This is a genomic window from Paenibacillus sp. FSL R10-2736 (assembly GCF_038000245.1).
GTDB lineage: Bacteria > Bacillota > Bacilli > Paenibacillales > Paenibacillaceae > Paenibacillus_AQ > Paenibacillus_AQ phytohabitans.
The window spans coordinates 152,814-171,926 of the sequence record NZ_JBBOBN010000002.1 but is presented as its reverse complement, the minus strand read 5'-3'; the positions used below and the strand labels follow the sequence as shown (position 1 = coordinate 171,926).

Annotated in this window: 16 protein-coding genes; 10 read left to right on the top strand and 6 right to left on the bottom strand. The window is 54.5% G+C overall.

Going from position 1 to position 19,113, the window contains the following annotated elements; all coding sequences use genetic code 11:
- The first annotated feature begins 288 nt into the window (after nt 1-288).
- Together hxlA and hxlB are read left to right on the top strand one after the other, a co-directional pair.
- Nucleotides 289-921, top strand: coding sequence for a 3-hexulose-6-phosphate synthase (gene hxlA / locus NSQ73_RS28730; protein WP_042140384.1), 633 nt, complete (start codon nt 289-291; stop codon nt 919-921).
- Nucleotides 922-927: 6 nt separating this feature from the next.
- Nucleotides 928-1,485, top strand: a complete 558-nt coding sequence (hxlB, locus tag NSQ73_RS28725) for a 6-phospho-3-hexuloisomerase (protein ID WP_340989588.1) — start codon at nt 928-930, stop codon at nt 1,483-1,485.
- Between the two features lie 166 nt (nt 1,486-1,651).
- Here the strand turns inward: hxlB and NSQ73_RS28720 are convergent, their stop codons facing one another.
- Nucleotides 1,652-1,972 (bottom strand): cupin domain-containing protein, encoded by a 321-nt coding sequence (locus NSQ73_RS28720; RefSeq protein WP_340989586.1) that lies wholly within the window; start codon nt 1,970-1,972, stop codon nt 1,652-1,654.
- Between the two features lie 197 nt (nt 1,973-2,169).
- Complete coding sequence (locus NSQ73_RS28715; protein ID WP_340990706.1) at nt 2,170-4,731, bottom strand: heparinase II/III domain-containing protein; 2,562 nt, start codon at nt 4,729-4,731, stop codon at nt 2,170-2,172.
- A gap of 293 nt (nt 4,732-5,024) precedes the next feature.
- Here NSQ73_RS28715 and NSQ73_RS28710 point away from each other — a divergent pair, with 293 nt between their 5' ends.
- The 8 genes from NSQ73_RS28710 to NSQ73_RS28675 all read left to right on the top strand — a co-directional run bounded on the left by NSQ73_RS28710 (nt 5,025) and on the right by NSQ73_RS28675 (nt 14,122).
- Entirely contained in the window at nt 5,025-5,921 is an 897-nt protein-coding gene (locus tag NSQ73_RS28710; RefSeq protein ID WP_340989584.1) for a carbohydrate ABC transporter permease, read from the top strand.
- 45 nt (nt 5,922-5,966) lie between these two features.
- The gene (locus NSQ73_RS28705) at nt 5,967-6,830 is read left to right on the top strand and encodes a carbohydrate ABC transporter permease (RefSeq protein WP_042141795.1); all 864 of its coding nucleotides are present in this window, start codon (nt 5,967-5,969) and stop codon (nt 6,828-6,830) included.
- A gap of 60 nt (nt 6,831-6,890) precedes the next feature.
- Nucleotides 6,891-8,654: a sensor histidine kinase gene (locus NSQ73_RS28700; protein WP_340989582.1), complete on the top strand. Its 1,764-nt coding sequence runs from the start codon at nt 6,891-6,893 to the stop codon at nt 8,652-8,654.
- Nucleotides 8,629-10,290, top strand: a complete 1,662-nt coding sequence (locus tag NSQ73_RS28695) for a response regulator (RefSeq protein ID WP_340989581.1) — start codon at nt 8,629-8,631, stop codon at nt 10,288-10,290. The genes NSQ73_RS28700 and NSQ73_RS28695 overlap by 26 nt, the downstream gene beginning before the upstream one ends.
- 91 nt (nt 10,291-10,381) lie before the next feature.
- Nucleotides 10,382-11,776, top strand: a complete 1,395-nt coding sequence (locus NSQ73_RS28690) for an ABC transporter substrate-binding protein (protein ID WP_042140378.1) — start codon at nt 10,382-10,384, stop codon at nt 11,774-11,776.
- Between the two features lie 156 nt (nt 11,777-11,932).
- The gene (locus NSQ73_RS28685) at nt 11,933-12,316 is read left to right on the top strand and encodes a winged helix-turn-helix transcriptional regulator (protein WP_042140377.1); all 384 of its coding nucleotides are present in this window, start codon (nt 11,933-11,935) and stop codon (nt 12,314-12,316) included.
- A 46-nt stretch (nt 12,317-12,362) separates the two neighbouring features.
- Entirely contained in the window at nt 12,363-13,496 is a 1,134-nt protein-coding gene (locus NSQ73_RS28680; RefSeq protein WP_445669721.1) for an NADH-dependent flavin oxidoreductase, read from the top strand.
- A gap of 218 nt (nt 13,497-13,714) precedes the next feature.
- The gene (locus NSQ73_RS28675) at nt 13,715-14,122 is read left to right on the top strand and encodes a winged helix-turn-helix transcriptional regulator (RefSeq protein ID WP_340990705.1); all 408 of its coding nucleotides are present in this window, start codon (nt 13,715-13,717) and stop codon (nt 14,120-14,122) included.
- 46 nt (nt 14,123-14,168) lie between these two features.
- Here NSQ73_RS28675 and pepT read toward each other — a convergent pair whose 3' ends face one another.
- From pepT to NSQ73_RS28655, 4 genes are all read right to left on the bottom strand, one after another.
- Nucleotides 14,169-15,401 carry a peptidase T gene (gene pepT / locus NSQ73_RS28670; protein ID WP_340989578.1) on the bottom strand — a complete coding sequence of 411 codons (1,233 nt, stop codon included), beginning with the start codon at nt 15,399-15,401 and terminating at the stop codon, nt 14,169-14,171.
- 96 nt (nt 15,402-15,497) lie between these two features.
- A complete protein-coding gene (locus NSQ73_RS28665) occupies nt 15,498-16,157 on the bottom strand; it encodes a sortase (protein ID WP_340989576.1) in 660 nt (219 codons plus the stop codon).
- Between the two features lie 28 nt (nt 16,158-16,185).
- Nucleotides 16,186-17,199, bottom strand: a complete 1,014-nt coding sequence (locus tag NSQ73_RS28660) for a hypothetical protein (RefSeq protein WP_340989574.1) — start codon at nt 17,197-17,199, stop codon at nt 16,186-16,188.
- Between the two features lie 545 nt (nt 17,200-17,744).
- Nucleotides 17,745-18,761 (bottom strand): LLM class flavin-dependent oxidoreductase, encoded by a 1,017-nt coding sequence (locus NSQ73_RS28655; RefSeq protein ID WP_340989572.1) that lies wholly within the window; start codon nt 18,759-18,761, stop codon nt 17,745-17,747.
- Between the last annotated feature and the right edge of the window lie 352 nt (nt 18,762-19,113).

Here is a 19,113-nt window from a genome sequence, read left to right as displayed (position 1 = left end):
AATAAAGCTTACACCTTCTTGTTGTTAAAATAGGATTGCCGCCGGAGAATTTGTAAATCTAATGTATGGTAGCACAGCTTTTGTGAAAATGCAGTAAATTTAAGAAAATCCTGAATAAAATCAACCTTCGTTTTCAAAAAGATGCACCAGACAGCCCGGCCCCCGCCCAATAGTATCCTTCAGGTAACTACATCACAATAAAGTGCCTACTTCCCTTATCAGCAGTATATCCCTAAACTTAGTACATCACTTACTAAAATATATTAACGATGAGGAGATTCTAAACCTATGAAATTACAGCTAGCACTCGATCTGGTGGATATTGCGGGAGCCAAGGCTATTGTTGCGGAAGTGGCCGAATTTATAGATATTGTGGAGATTGGAACACCGGTTGTCATTAATGAAGGGTTGCATGCGGTAAAAGCGATCAAGGACGCTTTTCCGGCACTGACGGTCCTGGCCGATCTCAAAATCATGGATGCCGGCGGCTATGAAGTGATGAAAGCTGTAGAAGCGGGAGCGGGAATTGTTACCGTGCTTGGCGTGTCTGATGATTCAACGATCCGCGGCGCGGTGGAAGAGGCCAAGAAGACCGGTGCAGAAATCCTGGTTGATCTGATCAACGTGAAGGATCTGAAGGCCAGAGCCGCTGAAGTGGATGCACTTGGCGTTGATTATGTCTGTGTGCACTCCGGTTATGATCATCAGGCAGAAGGTAAGAATTCCTTCGAGGATCTGAGAGCGATTAAGAGTGTGGTTACAAAAGCAAAAACAGCGATTGCCGGCGGAATTAAACTGGGCACGTTGCCTGAAGTGATTGCTGCGAATCCTGATCTGGTAATCGTGGGCGGCGGCATTACCGGCGAAGCGGATCAGAGAGCGGCTGCGGCGGAAATGAAGCGCCTTGTAAGCCAGGCCTAAGCAGCTATGGATACGCTGGATTACGCACAGGAAATTGTGAAGGAGCTGCAGGGCTCGGTCTCCGGGCTGAACGCCGCAGAAGGTGAGGCCATGGCGGAGCTGCTGCTGCGCTCCGGGCAGATCTTTGTAGCCGGCGCCGGCCGCTCCGGCCTGATGGGCCGGGCATTCGCAATGCGGCTGATGCAAGCCGGGCAAGCTGCGTTTGTCGTAGGGGAGACGGTAACCCCGGGCATCGGCCCCGGCGATGTGCTTGTGCTGGGCTCCGGCTCCGGCGAGACCCAGGGGCTGGTATCCATGGCGGAGAAAGCCAAGACGATAGGCGCGGCGGTGGTGCTCGTGACCATTACCCCGGATTCGTCACTCGGGCGTCTCGCAGATTATACCGTCAAGCTGCCGGGCTCACCCAAGGATCAGACAGGCGGGAGCTATGCTACGATCCAGCCGATGGCCTCCTTATTTGAGCAGACGCTGCTGGTATTCTACGATGCCGTCATCCTGCGGATGATGGAGCAGACGGGGCAGACCACCGGCAAGATGTTCGGCAAACATGCGAATCTGGAATAACGTAACGTAAAGACAGCCTGTCCGGAACTTCCGGACAGGCTGTCTGCATTCTAAGGGTGCAAGGCGATCGCGTTGCTGATGTTGATGCTGCTGCCGGAATTGGCAGCAGCACTGTCTATTATGGCAGGTGCAGGCGGATGTGCCTGTCCTTGCACCTGCACTCAGCTTAACGCTTAAGCAGATCTTCACGAATCGGTGTGAACACATCGAGCAGCGCCGAATCGGCTTCAAGCGCAGTCACTCCATGCTTGGCGTTAGGCGGAATAGCAATGCTCTGGCCTGCGGACAAGGCGTATTCCTTGCCGTCGATGCGGAAGACAAAGCTGCCGCGCAGACAGTAGCTCATCTGTTCATGCACATGGCTGTGCTCATAGCCCTCGGCGCCTTCCTCGAAATGAACCTCCATCATCATCAGACTGGCTGCCGCATTCAGAATGCAGCGTTTGACGCCCGGCTCAGCCGGTTCCCATACTCCTAGATTACTCATTCTTTATTTCCTCCTTATAAGCGTTATAGGCATAAATGTTGTACGTTTTGCAATTTTGATTCTTAGATAGCCGGGAGTTCGGAAGACAACAATTTTGGATTTGGGCAGATATTATCAGGGAATTGTTGTATTCCGTGCAGGATTTTACAGAAGTTACTGAAGCTCTGCCGTAAGTAGCAGATGAATCGGGAGATTCCTTATTGCGGGACGGCAATTAGGATCGTTCCCGGCTCAAGGATCAGGGTATCGTCCGCCGCGTGACCGCCGCTCTCTGCTTCCGCACCTTCCGTGCCGAGTATCCGGAGCGGGCTGCCGCCGGGAATACGGACGCGGCAGCTTTGCCCTGAGCCGTTGATGGCGGCAACGCACCATGCACCGTCTGCGCGGGAAATCTTATATACCCGCACGCCTCCGCCGGTGTCTTCGCACAGCAGCGGCTCCAGCCGCAGCGGGGGAACTGCTGCTGGGCGCGGATGCAGCAGCACCACATAGTCTTCGCCCGCCTTGCCGTGCACCCGGAAATGCTGCTGCGCCGCCAGCGGATAGGCTCCGCCTACGGCACCTTCCCCGGCAGTGATGACCGGACTGGCCGGTTCTGCAATATGCGCACTCAGCCTCATGCTGCCTAGAGCTGCGGCCTCAATTCCCTGCCCCGAGATCTCAGCCTCTGTACTCAGTGTATGCAGATTCCACACGCTGTCTGCTCCGTCCTCAATCCGGTCCCAGACCAGATAAACGTCAAAGCCTGCCTTGATATACAGGAAAGTCCGCTCATATTCACCGGCACGTGTATCCGGGATCAGGCTTTTGGCATAATCCAGCTCTTCTGTGAAGATGACCTCCCGGCAGACGCTTTGCAGCGGACCATCAGCATAGCCGCCTGAACCATCGGCAAATTGGACGATATTATGCGCCGCGCCTGATACATACCAGTGCCGGTCCCCGTTGTAATAACCGCCGGTTCCGGCATCAAGCGTCAGCGGAACCCCGTCTGCCCAGATGGAGAAATGGCCTTCGTCATGATGGGCGTGATAGGTCAGCGGCGAAGCCTCGTAGATGGCATAGTTCCGCAGGTTCTGCTCCCCGCTGCGGAAGATGACGTAGCCGATGCCGGGATAATGGACGGAGCGGAGGGCGGGCTGCTGCTCCGGCAGATCCGGCCGCGGATACAGCAGGGCGACCAGCGGCAGCGGGAAAGCTCCGGTATCCTGGACCGGTGCGCCGCCGTGCTTCCAGGCCCAGACCATTTCCGCCGACAGCTGCGGATCTTCCTCTGCATAGAACGGGGCTGCGTAGCCGAGCAGGCGGAACCATTTCTCCTGTACATTGGCATCGCCGACGGCAGGAGTCAGCAGAACAGGTCCGGCGTCATGACCGCCCTGGATGATGTCCTCTGCGGTGACGATGCCGATCAGGAAGCGGTACATCGCTTTTACCTTCGGATGCCTGAAGTAATCCATTCCCTGCAGCTGCTTCAGCAGCACGAAGAACAGGAAATACCGGTGCAGCACGGCGCCGTGATAACGCACATTCTCCGGCCAGGCCCCCTCCTGATCCACTACTTCCGCCAGCTGCCAGTCAATTACGGAGCAGGCATGCTTCAGATAGCCAGCACTCTCAGGCTCCTGCGGGAAGAGCAGCGCATAGACACCAAGCCCGGTCGCCCGGTCCGCATTCCAGTTGCTGCGTTTGCCGCCCTTCTCATCAGGGAAGGTCTCCAGATCGAACCGGTAGTAGGCGGTGTCCATCATCATCGCCGCAATATAGCGCAGATCGGAGAGCAATGCCTCTATTTCCCCGGCAGTTAACACTCTGCTCCCGGCAATCTGGTCATAGATGACCGAGACGGCAGCCAGTCCGCGCCCGATATGCACAGCGCCGTAGGTATCATCATCATGCCAGCCGTCCCGGCGGAAGATATCCATGCCCTGCCGCATATCAGCCAGCATGTACTGCAGCTTGCGCCCCGCCCGGGCGGCATAATGATCTTCACCGCTCACCCTATACAGGTTGGCGTCAGCACCGGCAGCCTCCAGCAGGTAGGCCCAATTGGTCAGCGTGGGCCGGTTGAAGGGCGGTCCGGACTGTTCCGGCCCGAGCGGTTGACCGTCTTCGTCCAGGAACGTAACTCCAGTGCATACGCCGCCGCTGCCAAGCGGAGCTTCCAGGCTGAGCTCCGTCTGGATGCCGTAATAATCGCCTGCGGTTACCGGCAGGCGTTCTTCGTACCGCAGCACAGTCATGCCTTCCTCTGCTTCATTGCTGACGCGTACACAGAACACATCCTCCTCCTGCGCACCTCCAGCCGGAGTGACGCCGGAAGGCTGCAGTCCGCTACCGCCCCCGGCCAGCCGTTCAAGTGCCACTCTGCTGCCGCTTCCCGGCCCCTGCGTCCAGCCTTTCAGCGCCTGGCGGAAGCTGCCATTAATTAGCGTCACCGGCAGGCCGAGCTGGGAATGCGTCAGCTGTACACCGCCGATCCGGGCAACGCCCTGCCCCCGGACCTGTACGGACAGCTGCAGGCAAGCGGCCTGGGCGGGCACCTTGAAGATGAACGGCTCCACCCGGAATACACCGAGCCGGCTAAGCGGAACCGCTTCTTCACGTGCGGCGAATTGTGCGGACAGCTGCTGCTGTCTTACATATTCCTGCGAGATCGCCGGATACTGCTCTATTCTGGCGCGGAGCCTCTGCTGCTGCTCCTGGTCATAGCCGCCGAAGGGGCCGGCACCGGCGGTGCCATGATTAGATGAATGCATAGGCAAATTTGCGGCCTCCCTGTGAATGCGAGTTCATTAATTAAACTTACTTAATTTCTACCATAAGTATAGCTGCCCGGGGACGGGACCCGGGATGGGTAAACGGAGGGAGGAGAGGGGACAAAGCAACTGAAATCACCCTTCAAGGCAGGGCCCCCGGCTTTGAAGCCCGATTTCATGAAAAAGTGAATTTCCCCCCCTTAGCGCAGTCGCTTTCTCCCTAACTGTGTCTGCACAGCGGGATTTATGATTAAGGAAAGAAACGCGAGCCGAATAGACAGGAGGAACAATCAATGAATGGAACGAAACGGCAAATAAACGCCTGGACCTTTGTAGCACCCAGTTTGATTCTGACGCTGATTTTTGGGGTGTATCCCGTCTTTTGGGCATTGAAGTACATGTTCTATGATTATCAGGGTTTCGGTACACCGCTATTCATAGGCCTGGATAACTTCGAGCGGCTGCTGCGGGATAAGGATTTCTGGCAGTCGGTGGTGAACACCTTCGTTTACGCAGGCGGCAAGCTGATCATTACGATCCCGCTGTCCTTTGTGCTGGCTGTAGTGCTCAACCGCGCCCTGAAGGGGCGCCAGCTGCTGCGGGCTATTTATTTCCTGCCTACCGTAATCAGTGCTTCGGTAATGGCGATTGTGTTCTACGTTATTTTCAACTCCTACAACGGAATGGTGAATCAGCTGCTGATGGGGGCCGGAATTGTATCCGCTCCCATAGACTGGCTGGGCGCCAAGCATGCCCTGGTCACGGCAATTATTATCGCGATCTGGGGCGCAGTCGGCAACTATATGCTGCTCTTTATCGCGGGGCTGCAGAATATTCCGGAGGATCTGTATGAAGCCGCTTCTCTGGACGGCGCCGGGCCGCTGCGCAAAATGTGGAGTATTACCGTCCCGATGCTCGGACCTGTGCTGCAGATGATCATCATGCTGGCGATTACCGTATCCCTGAAGGGCTACGAGAGCATCATGGTGCTTACCGAGGGCGGTCCTTACGGCAAGACGGAAGTCATGTATCTCTATCTATATAAACTGTTCTTCCCGGTATCCAGCGGAGGATCAAGCATTCAGCAGTTCGGTTACGGCAGCGCGGTCGGATTTGCTACGGCGGTTATCGTCGGCATCATTACCCTGATTTACTTCTATGTCTCAAAGAAACTGAATGATATCTACTAAAAGAGAGGAGAATGAACAGTGAGCACAATGCATGCAGAAACGAAAATGGCTTCGGCGCAGACCAGCCGTTCCTTAAAGAACAAGGCGCTGCTGTCCCGGGTACTGTTGTGGATTTTCCTGCTGATCGTAGCAGCGTTTGCGTTATTCCCCATCATATTGGCGTTCTTCGGATCGCTTAAATCTAATCTGGAGCTGACTACAGGAACTACTCTGCTGCCGAAGGAATGGATCTTCGATAACTATGCGCAGGCCTGGACATCCGCTAATTTCGCAAGGTTTACCTGGAACAGCGTATTTATAAGTACCTTTACGACGTTAGGAACTTTATTGATAGGAACGATGGCTGCCTATGCGGTAGCAAGGGTGGATTTCTACGGGAAACGCCTGTATGTGGTCATTCAGTCCTGCACCCTGTTCATCTCCATCGGTGCCGTCGTGCTGCGTCCCCAGTTTGATCTCATGGTCTCACTGAATCTGCAAAAATCGCTCTGGGGCGTCATCATCATCCTGATCAGCGGCCATGCCACTGCATTCTTCATGCTGATCGGTTTTGTGCGGGCAATCCCGAAGGAACTGGACGAGGCAGCGTTTATTGACGGCTGCAACTTCTATAGCGTATACTTTCGTGTTATCTTGCCGCTCCTGACACCGGCCCTTGGGGTCACAGCGCTCTGGACCTTCCGCGGCGCCTGGAATGAATACATTCTGCCGCTGGTATTTACGATGACGCAGCCTGGATTACAGACGCTCACCGTAGGCCTGGCCGGGTTGAAATATGGTGTCGGTGATGCGGCACAGCCCCAATTAATGCTTGCCGGCGCATGCCTGTCGATGCTGCCGATGATCATTGTCTACATTTTTGCCAACAAATCATTCATGCAGATGACAGCGGGCTCCGTGAAGGGCTAAGCGGGCTAAGGCTAACGCGGTGGTCCACCGGCAGCCAGTCTTAACGAAGGATGTGTAATCATGCTGAAGGCCTGGCTGTACCGGACCTCGCTGAAGAAAAGAATATGGCTGACATTCACCGGGCTGACCGTCTTTTGTATCTCGGTCACCGGCCTGTGGGCCTACTCGATTGCTTCGCGGGCCATGGAACGCAACTCCATTGACCTGAACCGCAATGTGCTGAACCAGTCCGTTAACGTGCTGGACCAGAAGCTGAAGCAGATTATTGTGGCGTCCTCCACCATGATGCTGAGTGAAGCGTATAAGCAGACGATGCGGGATATACAAGCGGATAATACCGACCGGTTCTTTGCGAACTTCTCCTTATTGCAGGGCCCCTTCACACAGGCGGAGCTGACAGAGAACTCCATTGAATCCATCCTGGTCAGTACACCGGACGGGGATTTCTACTCCGCCGGCAATCTGCGCAGAACAGCGACTCCATTTATGGAGTCTTTGCTGTATCAGCGGATCAAGGATAATCCGGAATCGAACTGGGTGGAGAGCCATGAGGACGAGCTGTTCGCGGGCAAGCATCATGTAATTTCTCTGCTGCTGCAGCCGCTGACGGAGAGCTATGTGCCCGATGTCTTCCTGACCGTTAATGTGAAGGAGGACATTCTGGAGGATACCGTCAGCGGAGGCGCGAGTCTCGGCAGTGCGAAGTTTCTGCTGATCAACAAGGGCGGAGCCAGTGTCTTCGGAGATAAGGAACGGCCGGATTGGTCCCGCTCGGCGCTATTTATGAACAAGCTGCTTCAGGCGGACAGCGGCAATTTCGAATATGCTGCCGGCGGCGGGACGATGCTGGTCAGCTATGCAGACTCACGGTATGCGGGGGACTGGCTGCTGGTCAGCTACCAGTCGAAGGAGGAGCTTCTTCAGCCTGTGCGCAGCATCCAGTGGCTGGTGCTGATGATTATGGCCGTGTGCATTGTCATCGCGCTGCTGCTGGCGAGATACCTCTCGGCACTGCTGCTCGGACCGCTGCTGAAGCTGCAGAAGACGATGTCGCGGGTGGAGCACGAGGATCTGGATGCCCGCTTCGAGAGTCCGTTCCAGGATGAGATCGGGGAAGCGGGCCGCAAATTCAACCAGATGCTGGACCGGATCGGCGGGCTGATTCTTGAGGTCAAAGATACGGAGAAGGAAAAACGCAAAGCGGAGATCAAAGCGCTGCAGGCGCAGATTGAACCCCATTTTTTATATAACACGCTCAATACAATCTTATGGAAATGCGAAATGGACGAATATGAAGATGTGAAGCAGATGGTGATTTCCCTGTCCGCGCTGTTCCAGCTGGGCCTGAACAACGGGCAGGAGATTACAACGCTGGGCAAGGAGCTGGAGCATGTCCGCCAGTACCTGAACCTCCAGCAGCAATGTTATGAGGGACTGTTCGAATATACGATAACCGCAGGAGCGGAGCTGCTGGAGCTGCCTGTCCTGAAAATTATCATTCAGCCTCTTGTGGAGAATTCCATTCTGCACGGGCTGAAGGAGCTTCGGGGCGAAGGCATGATTACGATCTCTGTGGCCATAGAGGCGCAGCATCTCGTAATCCGGGCGGCTGATAACGGCTCGGGCATGGATGCGGAGCAGCTGAATGCCCGGCTGAAAGAGCCGGCCGGCAGCGGGGGCTATGCCCTGACCAATATCTGCAGCCGTCTGCAGTTATATTACGGCAAGGAAGCCTCTTTAACCTTCCGCAGCCGTCCACACATAGAGACTGAAGCGGTTCTCTCAATTCCAATGGAAGGTGGAGTTTATCCTGAGCCACGCTGAACCTGTAAAAATATGCATTGTAGATGATATTCCGGCTGTGGTCCGGGGCTTGTCCCAGCGGATTCCCTGGGAGGAGCACGGGATCGTCGTCGCTGCAACGGCGGCCAACGGGGAAGAAGGGCTGATGCAGATCCGCAAACACCGTCCGGATATTGTATTGACCGATATCCGGATGCCGTTCGTAGGCGGGCTGGAGATGATGAGGCTGATTCTGGCGGAGCAGCCGGGGATCAAGCTGATCTTTCTGACGGGTTATTCCGATTTCTCTTATGCCCAGGAGGCGGTAAAGCTCGGGGCCTTTGACCTGATCGTCAAGCCCTTTACCAAGCCGCAGGTGCTTGAATCCGTCCTGAAGGCTAAAGAGGTGCTGGAGCGTGAACGCTCGCAGGCTGAACAGATGCGGGGGATGGAGCAGAAGCTGCGGGAGAGTATGCCTTATCTGCGTCAGGAGTATATGCGTCTCCTGATCCGTTACGGCAGCAGGCAGCAGCACCGCAGCCAGCAGTGGGATTTTTATGCGATTACAATGAACAGCCGCGACTTTTGTGTAATGGTGGCGGAGATCGACTTTTTTGCCGAGCGTACGGCCGCGCTGGCGGTCTCTGAGGTTGAGCTGATCCGATTCGCGGTGCAGAACATTCTGGAGGAGACGATTGGCGGGTACACGCAGGGTCTCGTGTTCCGCGAGCATGTTAATCAGTTCATTATCGTTATGAATCCTCCGGCGGAGCTTGATGCGGAGCAGCTGGCCGAGCAATGCCGGGAGAATGTCTGCCGGCATACGTACCAGACCGTGTCTATCGGACTCGGCGGGGAAGTGGAGGAGGCCGGTCAGCTGTCGGTATCCTACGCCCAGGCGCTGTCTGCGCTGACAAATACGTTCCTGACCGGCGGGAACAGTGTATACCGCTATCTGGATTCGCCGGAGAGGGATGCCGCACTGCCCAGATACTCTTTTGACAAGGAGAAAGAACTGCTCTATTGCCTGCGTTCGGCTAATCTGGCTAAGGCGGAGGAACAGCTGGACAATATTTGGAATGAGTGGCTAAGTGCTCCCGTGCTGCCCGATCCGGCGATCGTCAAGACGATGTGCCTGGAGCTGGCCCATTCGGTCCACCGTGTGTTCTCTGACAAAGCATCAGACGCTGAGGTCAAGCTGCTGGAGAAGAAGCTGGCCGATATGAATACCTCCGCCTCATTCGAGGAGCTGCGGGGTCAGATCCGGGAATTCTGCCGCCAGGGCTGCTCTTATGTGCAAATCCGCCAGTTCAGTGAAGCGCGTGTGCTGGTGGAGCGTGCCATCGCCTACATCAATGAGAATCTGCACCGCAACCTTGCGGTTGCCGATTGTGCGAGGGAGGTTCATCTGAGCCCCAGCTATTTCTCCAATCTGTTCAAGAAGGAAATGGGGATGACACTCGCCCAGTATATTATCAGCCGCAGAATGGAGAAGGCCAAGGAGAGGGTGCTCGAGGGTATGCAGGTTCAGGATATCGCCATCTCGCTGGGCTACGAGGACCGTCCTTATTTCACTGAACTGTTCAAGAAATATACCGGCATGACGCCGACCGACTTCCGCTCCAAATACACTTCGGAGGTGCAGCGCGGAAACAGTGATTTCGTCTCCCCTGAATAGTTGTTTTCTCCTTCACTTACAAACGCGCAGTCATTCTATACTTTTCATATGAAATGAATGCGATTACACAAAGAAAAGGGAGGGTTTCAAGATGAAAAGAAATCAATGGATGCTGGCTGGAGCTTCGCTGCTGCTGGCGGGATCGCTGGCTGCATGCTCCTCGTCAACCGCTTCAAATAATACAAAGGCAGAGGGCGGGGATACCTCCGCTGAGCAAACCAAGCTGGTCTACTGGTCCATCGACCGTCATGATTCGGATTTCATTGAGCAGAAGATCAGTGAGTATGAGGGGCTTAACCCTAATGTGGATATTGAATTCAAAGTGATGGCTGACAACTACGCCCAGTCGGTGGATATCGCCTTCTCCAGTAAACAGGCGCCGGATATTCTGCGCGTGGATACAGGCAATGTACCGGCCTGGGTCAAGAAAGGCTATCTGGAATCGTTCGACAGCTATATCACACCGGAAATGAAGAGCCGGTTCGAGAGCGTACTCATTAATGAGAAGAATATGGTTGACGGCAAAATCTACACCCTGCCGAATATTGGCCAATTCTGGCGCCTGATCTATAACGTGGATCTGTTCGAGAAGGCCGGGATTACAGAGCCGCCAGCTACACTTGCCGAAATGGTGGAGGATGCCAAGAAGATTACGGAGGCGGGTAAAGACAGCGGTGCTTACGGCTTCGCCGGTAATTTCAAGAGCGGAAGCGGGTTTGAACGCATTGCCCATCCGATCACAACCCTCAGTAAGACAGAAGGAACGGAAGGCTTCAACTTCCAGACCGCTAAGTTCGACTTCGGCATGTACAAGGAGACGCTTGAAGCCCTGCGGCAGATCGTAGTGGACGGCAGCATGATGCCGGGTTCGGAATCGCTCGATATTGATCCGCTGCGGGCACAGTTCGCTCAAGGTAAAATCGGGATGTATTTCAACCATTCTGTTGAGCCTAGTGTGTACAAAACTCAATTCCCGACCGAAATCCGCTGGGCGGCAGCACTGCCGCCAACCGTGGACGGCCAGCAGAACGGCGCCAGCCAGGTCATCTCCGGCAGCTATCTGGCGATGAGCAAAGACTCCGGGCAGAAAGAGGCCGCCTGGAAGTTTATCGAGTGGATGTACAGCGATGAGGTGCAGATTGCTTACCAGGAAGGCGGATACGGGGTTTCTGTTATTCCTTCTGTTGCTGCCGCAGCGAAAGCTCCGGATATCCCGGGAATTGAGGACTTCCTGCCGACCAAGTATGACGGAATCTATCCGGCAACTCCGTTCACTGCTACCGAAGGACGTCTGGAAGGAACGAAGAAGATGGATGTGTTCAACAGATATATCTTTACCGGCGGAGATTTGGACAAGGATCTTCAGGATCTGAACACGCGTTATAACGCCGCCCTGGACAAAGCCAAAGCTGCAGGCGACACTACGATTGAAGCCCAGCCGGACTTCAGTGCAGCCAGCCTGCAGGGAAGCCTGGTCAAGGAATAACAAGGGAAGAATAATACCACATGCAGCATACAGACCGCAGGCCATAGGCCTGCGGTCTGTTACGTTATATGGGTCTGCCCCAGGGCGTCTGCTGGCGATGTGCAGCCCCCGGGTGTATTGTAGTATGATATTAAAGAACGAAAGGAGGGACTTATATTGGCGACTGAGATTAAAGACCGTATCAATCTGAAGGAAATCAACTGCGAGAAGGAGCTTACGCTTGCTGTCATCGGCGGCAAATGGAAGCTTATCATATTGTGGCACCTGGGTCTGGAAGGAACCAAGCGTTTCAGTGAATTGAAGAAGCTGATTCCGCATATTACCCAGAAAATGCTGACCAATCAGCTGCGTGAGCTGGAGGAAGATCAGCTGGTATTCAGGCGGGTGTATGCTGAGGTCCCGCCGAGAGTAGAATACTCTATGACGGAGTATGGGCATACGCTGATGCCTGTGCTGCGCATGATGTATGACTGGGGCAAAAATTACGGGGAGAACGTCATTTGGAAAGATGACCCTGACCGCGACAGATCGATGAAATGAAATTCATATAGATTTAGACAAATGGAGGAGATTGATAATTATGCTGCTGAAGACAGAATATAGCCCGCTGCTGGAGACGTTTAAGTTCGCGAACGGCATTGAACTGAAGAACCGTGTGGTGATGGCGCCGATGACCAATTTCTCCTCGAATGAGGATGGAACCGTGTCCCGGCCGGAAGTGGAGTACTACACCCGCCGTTCCAAAGGTGTTGGAATGGTTATTACCGCATGTGTATATGTATCTCGCGGCGGGAAGGGCTTCCCGGGTGAATTCGGTGCTGACCACGACGGGCTGATTCCGAGCCTGCGCGGGCTGGCTGAGGCCATTAAGGGTGAAGGGGCGAAGGCGGTTCTGCAGATCTTCCATGGCGGTCGCCAATGCCCTCCGGCGCAGCTGCCGGACGGGCAGACGGTCAGTGCAAGTGATGTGCCGTCCGAGCTTCCGGGCGGCGGACAAGGACCGGTTCCGCGCGCACTGACTGATGAAGAAATTACCGGAATTATCGCTGATTTCGGAGAAGCTACACGCCGGGCGATCGAAGCCGGATTCGATGGTGTGGAAATTCACGGTGCCAACGGCTATCTGCTGCAGCAGTTCTTCTCCCCGCATTCGAACCGGCGCGAAGACCGCTGGGGCGGCGATCTGCAGAAGCGCCTGGCCTTCCCGCTGGCTGTTCTGCGCAGTGTCAAGGATGCGGTGAAGCAGCATGCACAGGGGGAATTCCTTGTAGGGTACCGCTTCTCGCCTGAAGAGCCGGAAACACCGGGAATTACGATGGCTGATACCTTTGCGCTAATCGATGCACTGACAGGGGAAGGGCTTGATTATCTGCATGCTTCCCTGATGGAGCTGTGGTCGCTGCCGCGCCGGGGTACCGAGGACGGCCGTCCTCGGATCGAGCAGATTGTAGACCGCGTCGGAGGTAAGGCTCCGGTAATTGGAGTAGGCTCGCTCTATACCGCCGCTGATGCCCTGAAGGGTCTGGACAGCGGGATCAGCCTGGTCGCTCTGGGCCGTCCGCTCCTGATTGAACCGGACTGGGTTCAGAAGGTTGCCGCAGGGCGTGCAGCTGAGATTAAGACTGAGCTGGACCCTTCCGCCCAAGCTGAGCTTGTAATCCCGGACCCGCTCTGGAATGCACTGATTCATACGCCGGGCTGGCTGCCGGTGAAGCAGTAAATAGCAGGTAGCAGGAGGGTGTCTGTCCTGTGTCTGTAACCTATTCATGACCTCTGGGTGCCTATATTTAAGGCTTCCAGAGGTTTTTTGCCATATTGGCATAAACGTGGAAATCTATATATGATACAATCGTATTAATTAACGGAACATCCTACAATGAGGAGTTTGCAGATATGAATGTACAGGGGAGAAACGATAGTTCCGGCGATGCGGAAGAGATGAGGCGTGATGAAGAAATGGTTTCTTTTCAGCGGACGCTCGAGGTCATCGGCGGTAAATGGAAAGGAGTCCTGCTCTACCATCTAATCAGCGGTACAAAGCGGTTCAATGAACTGCGCAGATTATGTCCGGGAATTACCCAGCGGATGCTGGCCATGCAGCTGCGGGAGCTGGAGCGTGACGGTCTGGTTCATCGTGAGGTGTACCCGCAGGTGCCCCAGAAGGTAGAGTATTCTCTGACCGAGTGGGCCCGGGGCCTGGAATCCGGCCTGCTTAGTATCAAACACTGGGGCGAAGGATACAGGGAGGTGCTGGCCCAGAGTGAACCTGAGCTGCAGCCTGCCGGCGGCCGGGCCGGAGAAGACTCCGTGGAAGCAGCTCCGCATAACACAAATACCCCCGGATAAGCGGGGTGCGCTTTATCCGGGGGGGATTTGTGCTATGCAGGAGGCGTTATGCTTTTTGCTCAGCCAGACGGGCAATCTCTACGATAACCTGAACAGCCTTCAGCATTACGTCTGCAGAGGCGTATTCAAATTTGCCGTGGAAATTCTCGCCGCCGGTGAAGATATTCGGTGTCGGCAGTCCCATGTAGGACAGCTGTGAGCCGTCAGTTCCCCCGCGGATCGGGCGGATCACCGGCGTAATTCCCAGGCCCTCCATTGCTTCCCGGGCAATATCAACGATGTGGCGCACCGGCTCGATTTTTTCACGCATATTATAATACTGGTCATTCATCTCCAGCACTACATTGTCTGCTCCGTAAGTAGACTTGAATTCATCCACAATGGCGGCGATATGGGCTTTGCGGTTCTCGAAATTCTCGCGGTCAAAGTCACGGATAATATACTGCAGCTTGCTGTGCTCGGCGTTACCCTGCATGGAGATCAGGTGGTAGAAGCCTTCATATCCATCCGTGAATTCAGGTGCTTCGCCGGCAGGAAGCCGGAGATGGAAGGCCATAGCGATTTTGGAAGAGTGGATCATCTTGCCCTTGGCCGTACCGGGATGCACGTTGACCCCATGGAAGCTGATTTTGGCGGCAGCGGCATTGAAGCTCTCATACTCCAGCTCTCCGAGCGGGCCGCCATCAACGGTATAGGCATAGGAAGCGCCGAATGCTGCAACGTCGAACTTATGCGGGCCGCGTCCGATTTCTTCATCCGGGGTAAAAGCGACTCTGATCTTGCCGTGTTTGATCTCCGGATGCGCGAGCAGATACACCATCGCCGTAACGATCTCTGCAATACCAGCCTTGTTATCTGCCCCCAGCAGGGTAGTGCCGTCGGTGGTAATCAGGGTATGCCCCTTGTAGCCGCTCAGCTCCGGGAAGCTCTGTGTGGTAAGCACGACGTTCAGCGCCTCATTCAGCACAATATCGTTCCCGTCATAGTTCTCAATAATCTGCGGCTTCACATTCGTGCCGGTGAAATCAGTTGCCGTATCCAAATGGGCCAGGAAGCCGATTACCGGAACATCCTTGTCCGTGTTGGCCGGCAGTGAAGCCATAACATACCCATGCTCGTCCACTGTGACTTCCGTCAGCCCGATCTCCTGCAGCTCCTCTACCAGCTTATGGGCAAGCACCATTTGGCCGGGTGTGGAAGGGCAGGTCTCACTGTCCTCATTCGATTGGGTATCCATTTCAGCATAAGAAATAAAACGCTTGATCAGCTCTTGTTTCAATTCAGGTCATCTCCTCTTCATCTTCGTATGTCTATATTATCACGATCCGCCAGAGGTCTCATCCCCGTGCGGACTTCCGAAGAGAGAAATGTCTGCTTACGGCTGCCTTACCAGCGGCTGGTTTGCGATCAGCTTGGCCGAGAGCAGATAGCGGTCAGGAGCTGAACCGACGTAGGAGAAGGGATAGCAGGTGATCAGGGTAAGGACAGGTTCTTCGCTTGGCTTAATGGCTCCCCGTGCTTCTCCGTCTACAATCGTGCTCCCTGTGATCTCATAGGTGAACTTCCCGTCCGCCGTTTCGAGTTCAATGATATCGGACACCTCCAAATCCCCAAGGCTCCGGAACACTGTATCGCGATGTCCTGCCAGTACGCTGTTGCCGGGGGAGCCTATGGCTGCGCTTCCTACGTCATGTCCTGCCCCTTTTTTTAGAGCGGCCCGTCCCGTCCCCTCCAGAATAGCCACCCGTTTGTCCAGCTTGGGAAAATAGATCTCTCCAATAACCTCCCCCTCCGTATATGCGGGGTTGACGCCGCCTTGTCCTGCTGGGGGGCTGATCATGCCGTCAGGCAGCGGAGTCTCTTCCTCTGCTGCGGGGGAGGGCTGGGCTTCCTCCCTCTTTTTCTCCCAGGTTTGCAGGGCTTTCCGGGCTTCTGCTGGCGCTTTGAAGATCTGGACGGCCGAGTACAGCATAACGCATAAAGAGAGTATGAAGATCAGCTTCACGGCTATGGATATACCGGAACGCTTCTTCATACTCTCTCCTCCAGCCTTGTGTGAAATATTATTTCTTCGATCCCAGCTTGCGGATGGCGATCAGACTGAGAATAGCTACGGCCATGCTGGCCAGAATCAGATTGTACCAAGGTTCCGCGGTATCCGGCAGCTTGCCGTCCTCATCCGGTCCGGCGAGCGGAAGCTCGTCATCGGTAAGGGTTACCCCGTTATCCGGTGAAGGTGCTGGTGTACTGCCGGCGGTGACAGCTCCGGCGTCTGGCGTAGCAGACGGGCTGCTGCTTCCATTGTTATCCCCGCCGCCCAACGGTACCGGTGCTTCACTTACAGTCACTTCATCAACTGCCGGTGTTGCCGCAGCGGTTGGTGAAGGAGATGTTGTAACTACAGGTGCCGTGCTGGATGGTGGATCCGTAGGTGCTGGTGTTGCTGTTGGTGTTGATGTGCTGCCAGGTTCCTCTGGTGTTGCTGTGGCAGTCGGTGTTGCTGTGGCCGTCGGTGTTGCCGTAGCAGTCGGTTCTGCCGTAGGCCCGGCTGTAGGGTCTGGTGTCGCGGTCGGTACCGGCGTTGCCGTAGGCTCAGCTGTCGGCGCAGGATCTGCCGTAGCAGTGAATTCAAAGGCTACACTCACCGTCTTCCCCTGAAATTCATTACCGGCTTCTGGCGGGAATAACACATCCATCTGGATGGCCTCTTGCGCAGCGCCCTCAAGCGAGCCGATAGTCACCCGGCCTTCTGCCTCGCTCATTACTCCTGTATAGATGATTACTCCCTCTTTTTGCAGGGTCATTTGCAGGATTTTGTACAATTCTGCGTCCCCGGAGAGGAATTTGAAGTCTACAGAATAATCAAACGGGTCATTTCCGTCATTGATGACCGTATAATCTGAAGCCATAGTATCTCCCGGCTGCATGTTGTTCATGGTCGCAGTGCTGGTCGTATGCGAATTCACGGTCAGCTTAATCGTGTCCTCGGCGCTGGCCCCTCCGGCATGCCATACGACACCAGCCAGAACAACTAGAATATAAGCGCCTAGCAAGGACGCGCGATAGCTCTTTTTCACATTCCCGCCCCTCTCTTCTGGGAAGTCATCTTTACTCTATTTCTAGTTCACTCGCCCGCCTACAACCCGTATTTCCTAGCCTATAACCGCCTAATTCTGCAGTTTCCAGCCACGATTCGCCGCAATTCATGCTTATTACGCATGTTATGTCGAATAAAGTGGTTTTTAATAGAACCACTACGAAACAGGGCGATAGTACCCGATAGAACGAACCTGAAGAATGCAATTGCGCATTTGTTCGTTATAACGAATAACTACAGTATAATCAAATTTAAAGATAAATAAAAACAGTGAAATTGGTTTGAATGAGGTATAAACGAAGGTTTTATGCACATAATAATATGTTTACTACAGTTTACTACTGTTACCTCATTATTTCTCAGGATATTAATGAATCAGTAGTATTTTATAGAGAACGGTTCATTGTTAAGCTGTAAATGAAGAGACATGCGGTGTTTCTTGCATACAAATAGCCCATTTAAGCTACAAGTACGGATCTCTCCGTGTGTAGTTAAATGGGCCGGGTATTTGATGGCGGTATCGGTTTATTTCTCCTGCAGCAGCTCGGATACCAGCTTATAAGAGTGCAGGCGTGCGGAGTGATCATAAATCTGTGATGCAATAATCCACTCGTCGGCAGCAGTCTCCTCGAGAATCTCCAGTAGCCGTTCTTTAATCAGCGAAGGATCTCCTGCAATGGAATATTGCTGTTTGCTCAGCAGCATCGCCTTCTCCTGTGGCGTCCAGATTCCATCCAGGCTGTCCACCGGAGGCTGGAGCTTGCCGGTACGGCCACGGATGATATTCAGGAATTGCTGCTGCTGTGAGGTAGCCAGTCTACGCGCTTCCTCCACCGTATCTGCGGCGGTTATTCCCAGTCCGATCATGACATGGGGCTTATCGAGCACAGCGGAAGGCTTGAAGCTGCTGCGGTACAAATGCAGTGCCGGCAGCAGGTAATCCGGTGCAAAGTGGCTGGCAAAAGCAAACGGCAGACCGAGCTGGCCTGCAAGCTGGGCACTGAAGCCGCTGGAGCCAAGCAGCCAGATCGGAATATTCAGTCCTTCGCCGGGAACGGCGCGTACACCGAGCGGGCGGCCGCCTGCCCCGTTAGCGTCGAAATAAGCCCGGAGCTCGCTGAGCTGCTCGGGGAATTCGCTGCCGTCGCTGCCAAGACCTCGTCGCAGCGCTCTGGCAGCGGCCTGGTCGGAGCCGGGGGCCCGGCCGAGGCCAAGATCGATGCGTCCGGGATATAAGGACTCCAGCGTGCCGAATTGCTCGGCGATAACCAGCGGTGCATGGTTGGAGAGCATGATGCCTCCCGAGCCGACGCGGATACGCTTGGTTCCTCCAGCTACATGTCCAATCACAAGGGACGTGGCAGAGCTGGCAATGCCGGGCATATTATGATGCTCCGCCAGCCAGTAACGGTGGTATCCCCATTCTTCGGCATGACGTGCTAAATCAAGTGTGTTATGAAATGAATCCGCCGCTGTTCCGCCCTCGCGAATAGGGGCTAAATCCAGCACGGAGAACGGAATGTCGTGCAATTGCTTCACCATAATCCCTCCCATAATGGATGCTTCTGCATCAGTAAGCAGTATTTGCAGCTATAGATAGATCTACCCGCCAATTATAACATGAAATAATATTATTTACACACTTTAAGTAAGCGGTATGGAGGAAGAGGGGATATTACGGATGAAGGGATATTGGAGATGAAGAATCTATATCGCTTGATCCGGTATTCTTCCGGATCAGTAACGGATTAGTACTGGATCAGCACCGGGCTCATTGCTTGATCTGCAGGCTGGCTGCGACGGCCCCTTATCCTAAGCATTGTCTAGATTGAACTCAAGATTTCACCATAAAACTCCAACATAAAACTCCAACATAAAACCAATCCTGGCTAAT

What these genes read in the sequence shown, in the direction of transcription:
- hxlA (WP_042140384.1), top strand. Translation starts at nt 289, where the DNA reads ATGAAATTACAGCTAGCACTCGATCTGGTGGATATTGCGGGAGCCAAG.
- hxlB (WP_340989588.1), top strand. Translation starts at nt 928, where the DNA reads ATGGATACGCTGGATTACGCACAGGAAATTGTGAAGGAGCTGCAGGGC.
- NSQ73_RS28720 (WP_340989586.1), bottom strand. Translation starts at nt 1,972, where the DNA reads ATGAGTAATCTAGGAGTATGGGAACCGGCTGAGCCGGGCGTCAAACGC.
- NSQ73_RS28715 (WP_340990706.1), bottom strand. Translation starts at nt 4,731, where the DNA reads ATGCATTCATCTAATCATGGCACCGCCGGTGCCGGCCCCTTCGGCGGC.
- NSQ73_RS28710 (WP_340989584.1), top strand. Translation starts at nt 5,025, where the DNA reads ATGAATGGAACGAAACGGCAAATAAACGCCTGGACCTTTGTAGCACCC.
- NSQ73_RS28705 (WP_042141795.1), top strand. Translation starts at nt 5,967, where the DNA reads ATGGCTTCGGCGCAGACCAGCCGTTCCTTAAAGAACAAGGCGCTGCTG.
- NSQ73_RS28700 (WP_340989582.1), top strand. Translation starts at nt 6,891, where the DNA reads ATGCTGAAGGCCTGGCTGTACCGGACCTCGCTGAAGAAAAGAATATGG.
- NSQ73_RS28690 (WP_042140378.1), top strand. Translation starts at nt 10,382, where the DNA reads ATGAAAAGAAATCAATGGATGCTGGCTGGAGCTTCGCTGCTGCTGGCG.
- NSQ73_RS28675 (WP_340990705.1), top strand. Translation starts at nt 13,715, where the DNA reads ATGAGGCGTGATGAAGAAATGGTTTCTTTTCAGCGGACGCTCGAGGTC.
- NSQ73_RS28665 (WP_340989576.1), bottom strand. Translation starts at nt 16,157, where the DNA reads ATGAAGAAGCGTTCCGGTATATCCATAGCCGTGAAGCTGATCTTCATA.
- NSQ73_RS28655 (WP_340989572.1), bottom strand. Translation starts at nt 18,761, where the DNA reads ATGGTGAAGCAATTGCACGACATTCCGTTCTCCGTGCTGGATTTAGCC.